A 13,660-nucleotide genomic window follows, 5' to 3' on the forward strand; every position below is an offset into this window, starting at 1 on the left:
GATCAGTAAACAACAAAGAGGCGTCCCTCGGTCTAATCGACCTTTGGGACACCCCCTTGACCGTTATTGATCCGAGATTCGACGAAGGAACGGCACCGCGAGCGAAGCGATCCGCTCGTGGCCGCGGTCGTTCGGGTGCAAGCCGTCGAACGTGAACAATGGCAGCGTCAGCTTGGTGAACCCGCTCTCCGCGTACAGATCGAGCACGGGAAGGCTGTACTCGCGGCCGAGCGCCAGCACGGCTTCGACGTATTCGGACAACCGGTGTCCCGCCGCGTTTGGCGCTTCGGTATCATATCCGTCCTTATCCCGCTGCAGCGGCGTCCACAAATTCAACCGAGCCGCGGGATTCCGCGCCAGCAGTCCCTCGATCAGCCCGGCGTATGCGCCGACGAACGTCTGAGGATCTCCCTCGTTCCGCCTGCCGAGCGGCTTGCCGAGCCGGTAATCGTTCGTTCCCGCGAAGATCGTGACGCAGTCGGGTACCGATTCGATACCGAGACCGACCCGGTATGTCGACCCTTCATCGGTATCCCCGCCCGCGGTCATCGGGCACCCGCTCTTGCCGTGGTTGCGTACATCTGCAAAGCCGAGCGCTTCCCGGACCAGCGGCTGATAACCGTTCGCAGCCGTTATGCTGTCACCTAGCGTCGCCCATGTTTTCCCTTGCCAGTTCACCTTCTTCTCCTCCTTCGCCGAGCCATGCGCCCTGCTCCAGCAACGCGCTGCGAAGCTGCGCGACCTGGATATCCCGCGATCCGCCTCTTCCGCGCAGCGCCATGGCCGCCGCGGTGCCCGACGCTTGCCCCATGGCGAAACAGTTCGGCATGACCCGCAGCGATCCCTGTACCGCCCGGTCCGCGGAAGCCGCGCGCCCGGGCACCCATAGGTTGTCGACGCCTACGGGCAGAAGCGAGCGGTAAGGCACGCCGTGCGACTGTCCCGGCTTCAGATGCGTGAACGTCATGCTGCCCTTGCTGTTCGCCAGATGGATATCGATATAATAAGCGTTGCGCGCGATATCGTCCGGGAACGAGCGGGCGTTCATGAAGTCCTCCGCCGTCAAGACGTAATCGCCTTGAATGCGCCGCGTCTCGCGAATGCCCACCTGCTCGCCCGTCGCGATGAGATGCGCATGCTCGAAGCCCGGCACGTACGCGCGGAAGAATTGCATCTGCCGCTCGACGAGACGGCGGCCTTCGACGGCGCCGCGCGTCAAATCCTCCGCGCGGGTGCCGTCGATGCCGAACACGTGTCCGAAGTTCACGCCGACCAGGTAATCGTTCACCCAAGCGAGGCCGGAGATCGACTTGCGTCCTTCCGGCAGGGCGCCTTCGGCGATCGCGCGCTCCACCGTCCTGTGCAACTGCCCGGTATCGCCCGTCTCCTCTACATAGCGGTTGAACCGCTTGCGGTCCACGTTGGCGACGTAATAGCACATCGATCCCGGTTGGAGCTCTCCTTGCTCGCTTCCTTTCTGGAACGGCACCCCGGCAAGCGCCGCGATGTCGGCATCGCCGGTCGCGTCGATGACATACTTGCAGCGTACGACGGAACGGCCGGATTTGTTGACGATGACAATCCCTTCGATCGTTCGCCCGTCTGGGGACATGAGCACGTCGTATACGAACGTGTGGAACAGGAGCTCTACGCCGCTCTCGACCGCCGCGTCGTCGTACACCCGCTTCAGCGTCTCCGGGTCGATGGGCACCCAATCGAGCGTATTCGCGTATGCCTCGCGATATTCCGCGTTGCATGCGAGTTTCATCCGTTCCATCAGCTCCATGCCGATCCCGCGAACGATCGGCTTCACCTTATCCGTGAACGGGCAGAAAGCCGGCACGAGCGATACCGTACCCATTCCGCCGAGAAACCCTCTCTGTTCGATAAGCAACGTGCGCGCGCCGCCTTTCGCCGCGCTGATCGCGGAAGCGATGCCCGATGCGCCTCCTCCGACGACGACAACGTCCGCTTCCCGCGATACGGGCACGGATGTCTCCGGCAGCGTAACTTCGATAGCTCTCATTTCCGTCCCTCCCGTCATTCGCCTTCGAGGCATATTCGTACCAAATCGTTCACGTCCGCGGACGCCAAGCACTCGACGGTATCCGCCGCTCCGTAATAAATCTTCACTTCACCCGAAGGTTCGAGAATCATGCCGCCCGGAAAAATAACGTCGTTGCGGAACCCGCCGCTCGTCTCATAGGCCGCTTCGGGCGCGAGCAGCGGCTTGCGGGACATGCCGACGATCTTGCTCGGATCTTCTAGATCCAGCAGCATGATCCCTGCGGTATATCGCTTCTTCCAAGACGGCTCCCAGCCGTTCTTCCCGCGCGAGCGGTCGAGATCCACCGCATGGAAAGTCGTTAGCCAGCCATGGCTTGTCTTGACGGGCGGGGCGCCCGGACCGACCTTGTCGTTGGCGAACGGTACCTGCTCGACGGAGAGCAAGAGACTGGAGTTGCCCCAATAGCGTAAATCAGGCGAATCGCTCATCCACATGTCGAAGCGATCGATGCCGCCGCGGCTATAAACCGGGAACGGGCGCTCCAACCGCACGTACTTTCCGCCGATCCGCTCGGGGAACAGCACCATGTTGCGATTGTCCGGCAGCGACAGGCTTTGAATGTCGAACGTCTTGAAGTCTTCCGTAATCGCGATACCGCCGCGCAAGCCGTGCTTCGTATCGACCGCGAAGCACATATGGCACTTGCCGTCGATGACGGTAAGGCGCGGATCGTACACGCGAACGACTTCCTCGTCGTTCCAGCTCCAGCACGGCGCGGGCTGCACGTCCCATCGGATGCCGTCGTCGCTATACGCGAGTCCCAGATTCGTCGTCGCGTGCGGCTCGATCGTCTCGTTCTCGGCGTTGCCGTAGTCGTTGCGGAAGACCATCACGTATTTCCCTTCGTATTTGGCGACGCCCGCGTTGAACACCATCGCAGGCCCGTAAGGCACATTCTTGGGCTCAAGCAGCGGATTCGCCGGATGACGGCGGATGATCGGGCTCGAGACTAGCGTGCCGATTCGTTGTTCGTTCATGGTGCACACCCTCCAATGTTGAATGAATCTCCCGTATTCGAACGGTTAAAGATTAGCCTTTGATAGAGCCGGCCGTCACCTGCATGAACGTGCGATTCGCCAAGACGTAAACGATCAGCATCGGCACGATCGACAGGCATGCCCCCGCCATCATCAGATTCGTCTGCATCGCGGCCGAAGAGCCGTATCTCAAATTCGCCAGGCCGACGGTTAACGTCTGCAGCTTCGGATTCGTCATCGTGAAGACGAGCGGCAATATATATTCGTTCCAAGCGTGACGGAAGGCGAATAGCCCCGAGACGCCAAGACCTGGAGCCAATAACGGAAGAATGATCCGATAGAAGCTCCTCGTGAAGCTCGCTCCGTCCATCATGGCCGACTCGTCGATTTCCCGAGGGATCGCCTTGAGGAAACTAAGCAGAATGAAGAACGTGCTCGCGTGGGCGCTCATGAGGATCAGGATGACGCCCCATAGCGACGTATTCAACCCCAGCTTGACCATGAGGTCGAACTGCGGACGAAGCACGATCGCCCCCATCGAGATGAACATCGTCGAAGCCTGCAAGCCTATATACAGCGATTTGCCCGGAAAGCTTCTGCGATCGACGACGTAGGCAGCCATCGCTGCAACGAGCAGCGTGCCCACGGTGGCCATGACGCTAAGGAAGACGCTATTCCACGTGAACCGGGCGAAGTTGCTCTGCCGCCAAGCATCCGCGTAATTGCCGAACTGCCAGCTCTTGGGGAGGATGTTGCCGCCGCCCAGCAATTCGGCATTCGTCATGAGCGAGCCCGTAACGGTCATGAGGATCGGAAATACGGTGACGACGGCGACGGCCGCCAGGAATAACCAAACGATGACTTTACCGGCGATGACCGGGAGACGGGTGGCCGATCGGCCGCCTTTTAATGTATGTTCGCGCATGGAATAACCCGCCTCCTAGTAAACTTTGTTCATTTTTCTGGACATGTAATAGTACGCTGCCGTGATGACGCCTACGATGAGCGCCGTCGCGAAGCCGACCGCGCTGCCGTAGCCGAATTGCTGATCGACCGGCGTGCCGGAGCCCGCGATCGGGAACAACAGCTTGTACAGGTAGAGGTACATGACTTCCGTCTTGCCGATCGGACCGCCCTCGGTCATGACCATAATGCTCTCGTAGCCTTTCAACGAAGCGATAATCGCGAGCATGATGATGATCTGCATGACCGGCCCGAGCATCGGTACGGTAATGCTCCAGAACCGCCGTGCGGGACCTGCGCCGTCGATCGACGCGCTTTCGTACAAGTCATGAGGAATGCTCTGCAGCCCCGCCAGGAACAACAGCATATAGTTGCCGATCGCTCCCCACGCCGCCACGATTATGACCGTCAGCATCGCGAATTTAGGTCCCAGCCACGCGATCGGCTCCGCGATGGCGCCGTTCGTCAGGAGCAATTGATTAATCATTCCGTTGTAGGAATTAAAGATAATGTAGAAAACAACCGCGATGACGGCCGTACTGATTACCGTCGGCATGAAGAATACCGCTCTCAGCACGTGCTTGCCTCTCAGCTTGCCGTTCAATATGACCGCGAGCAGCAACGAGACCGGTATCGTAAGCAGCAGCTTGCCTCCGGCAAATACGAACGTGTTGCGGACGGATGCCCAGAAATCGTCATCCCTCCATAGCCGTTCGAAATTGTCGAGCCCGATGAACGTCTCTTGGCCGTACCCGGCATACTCGTAGAACATGTAGCGAAGCACCCACGCCAGCGGATAAATACCGAGTGCCAACGTCAGCGCGACGCTAGGAAGCAGAAACAGGGAATTTTCCCGCCATTTCCCCCAACGTGTCATCTCCCATTCCCCTTTCTTCTAAATCTTGCTTCTTTCATTATAGGAAGCGGCGGCGGATTGGCGCGTACGGCGGATTCACTATCCAGGGCTACAAAATGACGGTTCATGACGTCAGGTACAGCCGTGCGCGGCAAAAACAAAGAGGCTTTCGACGCTCGCGCGCGAAAGCCTCCCTTACATCGTGCTCTTCCTTACAGCTTGCCAGGATCGAACGCCGGATCAGGCGTTACCGTTACGTCGCCCTTGGCGACTGCTTTGGACAGCGCATCGTTATAGCGGGCATTCAGATCCGCCGTAATGTCCTGCAAATTCCCGCCGCTCAGAACGTATTTGAAGAATGCATCCCCGTAGTTCGCGCCTTCCGGCGTTACGCTCGGAGCTGCCGGCCACAACGAATCGTTCTCGCCGACGAGGAAGCCTTCCATTCCCGCGATGTCCGGCTGTTTCGCCTTCGCCGCGATGGACGGCACGACGGAGATGCCGAAGCCTTTCTCATGGTAGGCGGTTAGAATGCTGTCTTGGTGCATGTATTCCATGAACTTCCAAGCAGCGTCCTTGTTCTTTGACTTGTCGCTTATACCGAGCCACGTACCAGCCGATACGATCTCGGACGTTCCTTTAATTTGACCGTCGAGCGTCGGCGCAAGCGCCCCGCCCCAATTGATCGTCGTCGGGAACTGATCCTTGTACACGCCGGGTTCGGTCGAGAAGCTGAGGTACATGCCGATCTTGCCTGCCGCGAATTGCGCGCGCATCGGATCGATATCCAGCGTCTCCGCGCCCGGAATGATGCTTCCGTCATCCTGCATCTGTTTGAAGTATTCGATGACTTGGCTGTATGGGCCGAAGTCGAATTGCCCGGTTTTGAAATCGAAGCCTAAGCCTTGATAGCCGCTGAGCGATAGAATTTCCCGCACCGAGCGTTCGAAAGCGCTTTTCGGATTTTTGAAGTTGAGCGCGAACCCGTATACGCCGTCTTTCTTGCCCATCTCGGTAATTTTCTTCGCGTCGTCCACCATCTCTTGAAGCGACTTCGGCGGATTCGCGATACCCGCTTGTTGGAATAAATCCTTGTTATACACGAGCCGCAGCGTCAGCCCGGAGTTCGGAAGACTGTACAGCTTGCCGCCGAACACGTTGACGTCGTTAAGGATAACGGAAGAAAATTTCGCCTTCAGCTCGTCGGTCATATATTCGTCGAGCGGAGCAAGATAGCCCTTCTTCACGAACGTTCCCGTGTTCGCGCTCTTGAGGCGGAGGAGATCCGGCGCCTGGTTGCTGGAGAAGGCGATATCGACGCTCTGGTTGTAATTCTCGGACAGCACCGTCAATTCCACTTCGATGTTATCCGTATTGTTCGCGTTGAATTCGTCGATGACTTGCTTGATATACTCTTGATCGTGACGGTCGTCCGTCCAGTACGCAATGACTTTCTTCTCTCCGGACGGAGCGGACGGCGAAGCCGATGTCGTCGCGGAAGCCGTCGATGTTGCCGGTGCGGATTCCTTATCGTTCGAATTCGAATTGCCGCATGCTGCCGTCGAAGCGGCCATTACGGTGACCAGTCCGATACCTAGCGCTTTTTTCCACATGTGACTAACCCCTCTTTGCCGTGATTTGGTTGCTACGTCCTCATTATAGAAGGGGATCATCGGAGGCAACGTGCGGCGAGTCCACTATTCAGGGCGACAAAATCATTGTCTGTCCGAAGGAGTCGAACTCCGGAAGTAGCTCTCGCGGAACTCCGACGGCGTCATTCCCGTCGCTTTCTTGAACATCTCGCTGAAGTACCTTCGTTCTTCGTACCCGACGGCCGCGGCGACGTCTTGCACCGGCATGCCGCCGACGATCATCGCCTTCGCTTTGTTGATTCTTTCCGACGTTACGTATTGAGTGAACGTCATCCCCGTTACCTTCTTGAACAGGCTGGAGTAGTAACTGGCGCTCAAGTGCACGCATGCCGCGCAATCCGCCACCGTGACTCCCGCGTTACTGTCCAACTGACTCTTTAAGAAATCGAGCGATTTGTAGACGATCGCCTGACCTTCCGACAACGAATTATCCCTAACGAGGTCGGCCCCTCCGCGCACGAGCGCGTGAATGCGCTGCTCCAATCCCGTCAGCGTCGAGCCCGCCGATTCCCGGGCCGCGCGATAGCGATCGACGAGCGGCTGCGCTTCTTGATAAGGGACCAGCTCGTACAGCGTACGGATCGCCGACGCCGCGAGTTCCTCGTACAAGCTGAGCGAATACAGAGGATTCGGCTGAGGATCGGCCATCGTGAGCGATCGCGAGATGTCCGCGAGGAGCGCCGACGCCCGTTCTCCGTTGCCGGAACGGAGGACGAGCAGCAGCTCTTCCTTGCCGTCGAATCCGACCGGCTCCTGCCCGCCCGTCTTGGCGACGGCGTCGTACCCGACCGCGCCGTTGCCGCCCGTGAACAGATGATAGGCAAGGGCGCGTTCGGCCTGCCTATACGAGTCCGGGAGCTCGTGCACGTGTTCGACCGTACCCCCGACGCCGATCGAGACGGTGAACTTCGTGAACCGCGCGATATTCTGGCAGCATCGCTCCGCGATTTCCCCGACTTGGAATAAGGTCGGTTCGTTAAGCACCGCGACGAACCGGTTGACGCCGAAGCGGAACACGACGCTCTTCGCGTGCTTGCCGACCGTCTCCTCGACGATGTTCTGAAGCGAGAACCGGACAAGCTCGACCTCGTGAACGTTCTGTCCGGCCGCATGCTCCTCGAATCCGTCGACAGACAGCAGCATGACCGCGAATCCCCGCGGCTCGAGGCCGACGTTCAAGAACGCCCACCGGTTAGCCGCTTGCTCCCATGGCGTTCGATGGTTGACGAGCAACGTGAAGTATTCTTGCCGCAGAAGCGGCATGCTTTCCCTCAGTCTTCGCTCCATCTCCTTGATTCCCGTTACCTTCGTCCGCTCCTCCAGCACTTGGTCCCGAGCTTTAACGACCGCGCCGACGATCTCTTCCTCCGTGAACGGCTTGACGACAAAGTCGAAGGCGCCAAGCTGAACCGCTTGCTTGGCGTATTCGAAATCGGAATATCCGCTGATCAAGATGACTTTGCAAGCATGCTTCAACGCCAATATTTCCTTCAGCATCGTTAATCCGTCCATGCGAGGCATCCGAATATCGGTAATGACGATGTCCGGCTTCGTTTCGCTCACGAGAGCGAGGCCGTCCAGCCCGTTGGCCGATACGCCTGCGACCTCTACCCCGCAAGACGTCCACTCGATGGAGGTCAGCCCGTCGACAACGCTCTTAATGTCGTCGATGATGACCATGCGGACGGGTTCCCGGTTATTCATGCTTGTCCTCTCCTCTCCATGGCATGACGATCTCGACCGTAGTCCCTTCATCGATTCCGCTATGCACCGTTAATCGGGCCTCGTCGCCGTAACAAAGCTGCAATCGGCTTAACAGATTGCTTACGGCGTAACCATGGCCGGCCTCCTGCGCATAAAGGCTTCCGACCGCAGACGGGTCCATTCCGCGTCCGTTATCCCTCACGCGAACGAACCATTGGCCCTCGTTCGGTCCGAGATCCGCCTCGATCGCGATTTCGCCGCCCGTCTCCATGCTGTCGAAGCCGTGCAGGATGCTGTTCTCGACCAACGGCTGAACGATGATGCGCGGCACGGGCTGTTCCAGCAGCGTTTCGTCCCGTACCGCGATCTCGTATCGAAACAGGTTCTCGTAGCAGTCGCCCTGAAGCGCGAGATATTGGCGAGCGTGCTCGATCTCGTTGCGCAGGGTCGTCATTTCCTGTCCTTTGTTAAGTCCGATCTGGAAAAGGCGAGACAACGCCACAACCATCCGTTGGGAATGCTCGACCTGATTCAGCTTCAGCTTCCAGTAGATCGTATTGAGCGTGTTATAGAGGAAGTGCGGATCCATCTGGGCAGATAGCGCTTTGATTTCCGCCGATCGCTTGCTCGCCTCCGCCGCTTTCACCTCGTCGATGAGCAGCACGATCTGCTCCAGCATGCGGTTGAATCTCGTCCCGAGCTGCGCAAGCTCGTCTTCGTTGTCACGGCTTTCGAAGCGGGCGGCAAGATCGTTGCTCTCGACCCGCTTCATGACGAGCTGCAGCCGCTGCAGCGGACGAAGCAGGAATCTCGTGAACCATTCCGAGAGCAGGACGGTGACGATGAGGCTTAAGCCCGCAATCAGCAGGATCGTCCATTTGACGACGTTCAAATCTTTAAGCACGTATGCTTTGGATTGAATCGCCACGACGGTCCAATCGTTCAGTTCCAGCTTCGCGAAGTTCAGCAAATACGTCTTGTTATCGAGATCGAAAGAAGTATAGCCCGACGCGTTCTCTCCGGCCATTCCCGCGACGAGCCCCGTCTCCGCCGTCTGGCGGATGAGCGGATCGGACTCGTTATAGACAAGGTCGCCGCTTGCATCGAGCAGGAATCGCGAAGAGCTCCCTTCGCTCGACGATCCGACGATTCGGCGCAAGCCGTCCTCCCTGACGTTAACGACGACATAAACGTCCTTGGCCGGATATTCCGCTATCGGCTGCAGGATAAGCGAGGCGACGCGGCGCTTGCCCGTGAACAGCTGATCCTCGTGTCCTTCGATCCAGACGTTGCGATTCTCCTCCGCGATGCGCCGGTACAGCTGCGTATCCTCGAATGCGGTCGCCCGGTTCCGGTTCATGGAGAGCGGATAGAACTCTCCGATGGGCGTCGAGATATAGATCGATTGAATGAGCGGCTCCGCGATGCGGGCTTGAGAGAACACGTTATCCATGTTGGTCAAATGCGTGAAGTAAGCGCGGTCGTTGCCGCTCGTCGCGTCTTTAAGCATATTCTGGAACGAGCTGCTAATCATAAACGTCATCATGACGAGCATGAGCTTGTTCAACTTCTCGTCGACGATCTGCGCGGATTTGACGACGCTGTCCTGGGTTAGCTTAAGCGCGTTATTCTCCAGAATGTTCGCCGTCGTCGTGTAGGAGAAAAATCCGGTAATGAGAATAGACAGGATCGCGAGCGCGATGAACGCGGACTGCAGCTTATTGCGAAACGATAGCTTAGATCCGATCTTCATGGCTGGCCTCCGTATTCGTTCTCGTCTTCGTTCAACTAGCGTAGACGCTCGCAGCTACGGGCAAGGAGCGGTATAGCGACTGGCTTGGGCGGCGATTTCACTAAAAATATTGTGCGATGGGGCTGAAGCGGTATCCCGAGAAAAGCTCGAGGTTACCGACCCGGAGGCTTCGCCCGGCGCGTCGCCTGGGCTTCGAGGGGGTCGTCCGGCCAATAGTGCTTCGGATATCGTCCCTTCAAATCTTTGCGAACCTCGAAATACGCGCTGCGCCAGAAGCTCGCCAGATCGCGCGTCACTTGCACGGGGCGCTGCGCCGGCGACAGCAAATGCAGCGTTAGCGCTACGCGCCCTCCCGCGATGCAAGGCGTCTCGGGCAGGCCGAACAGCTCCTGCAGCCGAACGGCCAGCACGGGAGCTTCGATGTCCGCGTAATCGATCGGAAGGCGCGAGCCGCTTGGCACGGTCCAATGCGTCGGCGCGTACGTATCGAGCAAGCGTCTCTGCTCCCAGTTCAGCATCGCTTCGAGCAGCTCCTTGACGTTAAGGCGCTGCAAATCCGATCGCCCTCTCATCCCCTCCACATAAGGAGCGAGCCATTCTTCCAGGCCTTCCAACAACGCATCGTCGGAAAGATCCGGCCATTGCGGATCGTGATGACGCACGAACACGACGCGTTCCTGATATTGCCGAGCCGCGCGCGTCCAAGGCAGTATACCCAAACCCTCTGCCCGAATGCCCTTCAGCAGCCCGGCAAGCACGAGCTCTGCCGGAGGCCGGTTCGTCGGGGTTTCTTCCAGCACGATCGCCCCGAGCCTCCGTCGCGTTCGCGCTCTTACCGAATGGGATTCCGAATCCCAATACACGTCCGTCTCCTCATCAATATCTTCTTTCAAGTGCTCGAGCAGCTTCGAATAGGCGAGCGGGGCCGCCAGCCGGATTCGGCTGTCCGTGCCGGCATCGTCCACGTCCGCGACGACGATCCATTCTTCCCCGGATAGCGCTTGTCCGCTTGCGAACGCCGCTCCTCTGCCCCCGCTGAGCAAATACTTGCCGGTATCGCGCCGGCGAGCGATGCGATCGGGATAGGCGAAAGCCAACAGCAAACCGCAGTCGTCCGCTGCGCCTGCGCCTTCGCCTTTTACGTCTAGCTCCCGCTTCAGTCTTCCCGCTTCGTCCAGCAGCCTCCGCCGCGCGCCTTCGTCCGCTGTCGTGCCGCCTCTTCCGTGGAGCGCATCTAACCGCAGCCTGATGTCGGCGCCCGCGCGCCCTTTAACGATATCCCGTTCGCTCAGGAGCACCGCAAGCTCGCAAGCGATCGCGCCCAAACCGAGCGGCAGCGCCTTAATCAGCATGTGCGCGACGCGCGGATGGACGCCGTGCTCGCTCATGCGTTTGCCGTGCGCCGTGATTGCGCCGCTTCCCGCATCCAGTGCGCCAAGCTGCGTCAGCAACTCCTTCGCTTGCTGTTGGGCAGGGAGCGGCGGCGCATCGAGCCATGCCAGCTCGGCCGGATCGCGGACTCCCCAGACGGCCAGCTCGAGCAGCAAAGGCGATAAATCCGCCTCCATGATCTCGGGAATGCCGCGCGGGGCGAGCCGATCCTGCTCCTCGCGGCTCCATAAGCGGTAGCACGTCCCCAGACCTAAGCGGCCGGCGCGTCCCCTCCGCTGGTCCGCCGATGCCGCGGACACGGGAACGGTCTCGAGTCTGGACATCCCCGTACGCGGAGAGAATCGCGACACGCGCATGAGTCCGGCGTCGATGACGACCGTAATGCCCTCGACGGTCAAGCTCGTCTCCGCGACCGACGTGGACAGCACGACTTTGCGGCCGCCGGTCCGGTTAGGCGCGATCGCCGCGTCCTGCTCCCCGATCGGCAGGCTTCCATGCAGCGGGTGAATCCGCACGCCGCCGCTCCCGTTCATCCCCGCGACCATGCCGCCCAGCTTCGCCTCTACCGCTCGAATTTCGCCGATGCCCGGCAGGAACGCGAGAACGTCCCCCTCGTGCGCCCGCAAGGCATCGACTACAGCGGATGCGACCGCATCCTCCAAGTACGTGCCCGCGGCATGCGGACGATAGATCGTCTCAACGGGATATGCGCGCCCTTCGCTGACGACGACGGGAGCGTCGCCAAGCAGCTTCGCGACAGGCTCCGCCTCGAGCGTAGCGCTCATGACGAGCAGCTTCAGATCCTCGCGGAACAGCACCTGCGATTGCAAGCTCAGCGCCAGCCCCAAGTCGGCTTGAAGGCTGCGTTCATGGAATTCGTCGAAGATGACGAGCCCTACCCCGTCGAGCGCCGGATCGTCCTGCAGCATCCGGGTGAGCACGCCTTCGGTAACGACTTCGATCCGCGTCCGAGGACCGACCTTCGTATCCATCCGAACGCGGTATCCGACCGTCTCCCCGACGGCCTCGCCGATCGCGGAAGCCATGTATTTCGCGGCGCTCCGGGCGGCCAGCCGCCTCGGCTCCAGCATGATGATCCTGTTGCCTGCGAGCCATGCCTCGTTCAGCAAAGCCAGCGGTACGCGCGTCGTCTTGCCCGCGCCGGGCGCGGCGATCAGCACCGCGTTGGCGTGACCTTCCAGCCCTCGCCTTAGATCCGGAAGTACCGATTCTATAGGTAGCTTATCTATCGTCAATGGAACGAACTCTCCTTCGCTTCCTTCGCGGCTAATCGTTAATCTATCATTATTATTATAACAGGACGATCCCCGGCCACGCGAAAAAGCCTTTGCTGCGACTCGGCATGACCGAGCGTTCGCAAAGGCTTGCACTTAGCGATCCGTATTCAAGACGCTTCCTCCGGCGAAGTCAGCACGATTTTGCCCTCTACCAATTCGAGCTTGACCTTGTTCGTATCTTTGACGCCGATCGATTCCAATAACGCCGCGGGCACTTGCAGCCGACCCGCGCGGTCAAGAATCGCGTATTCGACGTGGGAATCGCCTTCCGCCTGCTTGATCCCGCGCTCCAGCTCCTCCAGCTCTTCCGAGTACGACTTGCGCCGCAGCATCTCGGAGGAGATCTTGCCGTCGCGGATCGCGACGACGCGGTCCACCTTCTTCGCGAGCAGCGGGTCGTGCGTAACGATTACGATCGTAATGCCGATCGTCCGGTTCAACTCGCGGAACAGGTCGAGAATTTGATCCGCCATCTTCGAGTCGACCGAGCCCGTCGGTTCGTCGGCGAGCAGCAGCTTCGGATGGTTCGCCAGCGCGATGGCGATCGCCACCCGCTGTTGTTCGCCGCCCGACAGCTCCTGCAGCTTGTTGTTCTTCCGATGGGTGAGACCGACGGCCTCGAGCAGCTCGAGCGCCCGCATCCGCTTGCGCTTGCCCTTGAGCAGAATCGGCAGCTCGACGTTCTCAAGCGCCGTCAAGTACGGAATCAAGTTGCGCGCGTTGTTCTGCCACACGAACCCGACGCTTTCCCTCTTGTATCTCACAAGATCGCGCTCGTTCATCTTCAGCATGTTCTTCCCGTCGATCGTCAGTTGTCCGGCGGAGGGCCGGTCAAGCCCTCCCAGCATGTTCAGCAGCGTGGATTTGCCGCTTCCGCTGTTGCCGATGATCGCCATAAGCTCTCCGCTCTCTACCGTCAGATCGAGCCCTTGGAGCGCGAACACCTCGAGATCCGCCGCTTTGTATATTTTGACCAAGCCTTCGCAGTGAATCATCG

10 protein-coding genes are annotated in these 13,660 nt (G+C 59.5%); all 10 read right to left on the reverse strand.

Annotation, left to right across the window (positions count from 1 at the left end; all coding sequences use genetic code 11):
• Nucleotides 1-63 precede the first annotated feature (63 nt).
• The 10 genes from COHPA_RS0108215 to COHPA_RS0108260 all read right to left on the reverse strand — a co-directional run bounded on the left by COHPA_RS0108215 (nt 64) and on the right by COHPA_RS0108260 (nt 13,658).
• The gene (locus COHPA_RS0108215; RefSeq protein ID WP_027085701.1) at nt 64-678 is read right to left on the reverse strand and encodes an SGNH/GDSL hydrolase family protein; all 615 of its coding nucleotides are present in this window, start codon (nt 676-678) and stop codon (nt 64-66) included.
• Nucleotides 641-2,026, reverse strand: coding sequence for an FAD-dependent oxidoreductase (locus COHPA_RS0108220; RefSeq protein ID WP_027085702.1), 1,386 nt, complete (start codon nt 2,024-2,026; stop codon nt 641-643). The genes COHPA_RS0108215 and COHPA_RS0108220 overlap by 38 nt, the downstream gene beginning before the upstream one ends.
• A gap of 14 nt (nt 2,027-2,040) precedes the next feature.
• Complete coding sequence (locus COHPA_RS0108225) at nt 2,041-3,045, reverse strand: glycoside hydrolase family 130 protein (protein WP_027085703.1); 1,005 nt, start codon at nt 3,043-3,045, stop codon at nt 2,041-2,043.
• Nucleotides 3,046-3,097: 52 nt separating this feature from the next.
• Nucleotides 3,098-3,970: a carbohydrate ABC transporter permease gene (locus tag COHPA_RS0108230; RefSeq protein ID WP_027085704.1), complete on the reverse strand. Its 873-nt coding sequence runs from the start codon at nt 3,968-3,970 to the stop codon at nt 3,098-3,100.
• A gap of 15 nt (nt 3,971-3,985) precedes the next feature.
• A complete protein-coding gene (locus COHPA_RS0108235) occupies nt 3,986-4,885 on the reverse strand; it encodes a carbohydrate ABC transporter permease (protein ID WP_027085705.1) in 900 nt (299 codons plus the stop codon).
• 191 nt (nt 4,886-5,076) lie between these two features.
• Nucleotides 5,077-6,477, reverse strand: a complete 1,401-nt coding sequence (locus COHPA_RS0108240; protein WP_027085706.1) for an ABC transporter substrate-binding protein — start codon at nt 6,475-6,477, stop codon at nt 5,077-5,079.
• 102 nt (nt 6,478-6,579) lie between these two features.
• The gene (locus tag COHPA_RS0108245) at nt 6,580-8,220 is read right to left on the reverse strand and encodes a response regulator transcription factor (protein WP_027085707.1); all 1,641 of its coding nucleotides are present in this window, start codon (nt 8,218-8,220) and stop codon (nt 6,580-6,582) included.
• The gene (locus tag COHPA_RS0108250; RefSeq protein ID WP_027085708.1) at nt 8,213-9,973 is read right to left on the reverse strand and encodes a sensor histidine kinase; all 1,761 of its coding nucleotides are present in this window, start codon (nt 9,971-9,973) and stop codon (nt 8,213-8,215) included. The genes COHPA_RS0108245 and COHPA_RS0108250 overlap by 8 nt, the downstream gene beginning before the upstream one ends.
• A gap of 152 nt (nt 9,974-10,125) precedes the next feature.
• A complete protein-coding gene (gene hrpB, locus COHPA_RS0108255) occupies nt 10,126-12,615 on the reverse strand; it encodes an ATP-dependent helicase HrpB (RefSeq protein WP_035120382.1) in 2,490 nt (829 codons plus the stop codon).
• A gap of 155 nt (nt 12,616-12,770) precedes the next feature.
• Nucleotides 12,771-13,658: an ABC transporter ATP-binding protein gene (locus COHPA_RS0108260; RefSeq protein WP_027085710.1), complete on the reverse strand. Its 888-nt coding sequence runs from the start codon at nt 13,656-13,658 to the stop codon at nt 12,771-12,773.
• Nucleotides 13,659-13,660 lie beyond the last annotated feature (2 nt).

The sequence above is a fragment of the Cohnella panacarvi Gsoil 349 genome (assembly GCF_000515335.1).
Taxonomy (GTDB): domain Bacteria; phylum Bacillota; class Bacilli; order Paenibacillales; family Paenibacillaceae; genus Cohnella; species Cohnella panacarvi.

What these genes read in the sequence shown, in the direction of transcription:
- COHPA_RS0108250 (WP_027085708.1), bottom strand. Translation starts at nt 9,973, where the DNA reads ATGAAGATCGGATCTAAGCTATCGTTTCGCAATAAGCTGCAGTCCGCG.
- COHPA_RS0108235 (WP_027085705.1), bottom strand. Translation starts at nt 4,885, where the DNA reads ATGACACGTTGGGGGAAATGGCGGGAAAATTCCCTGTTTCTGCTTCCT.
- COHPA_RS0108240 (WP_027085706.1), bottom strand. Translation starts at nt 6,477, where the DNA reads ATGTGGAAAAAAGCGCTAGGTATCGGACTGGTCACCGTAATGGCCGCT.
- COHPA_RS0108225 (WP_027085703.1), bottom strand. Translation starts at nt 3,045, where the DNA reads ATGAACGAACAACGAATCGGCACGCTAGTCTCGAGCCCGATCATCCGC.
- COHPA_RS0108220 (WP_027085702.1), bottom strand. Translation starts at nt 2,026, where the DNA reads ATGAGAGCTATCGAAGTTACGCTGCCGGAGACATCCGTGCCCGTATCG.
- COHPA_RS0108245 (WP_027085707.1), bottom strand. Translation starts at nt 8,220, where the DNA reads ATGAATAACCGGGAACCCGTCCGCATGGTCATCATCGACGACATTAAG.
- COHPA_RS0108230 (WP_027085704.1), bottom strand. Translation starts at nt 3,970, where the DNA reads ATGCGCGAACATACATTAAAAGGCGGCCGATCGGCCACCCGTCTCCCG.
- COHPA_RS0108260 (WP_027085710.1), bottom strand. Translation starts at nt 13,658, where the DNA reads ATGATTCACTGCGAAGGCTTGGTCAAAATATACAAAGCGGCGGATCTC.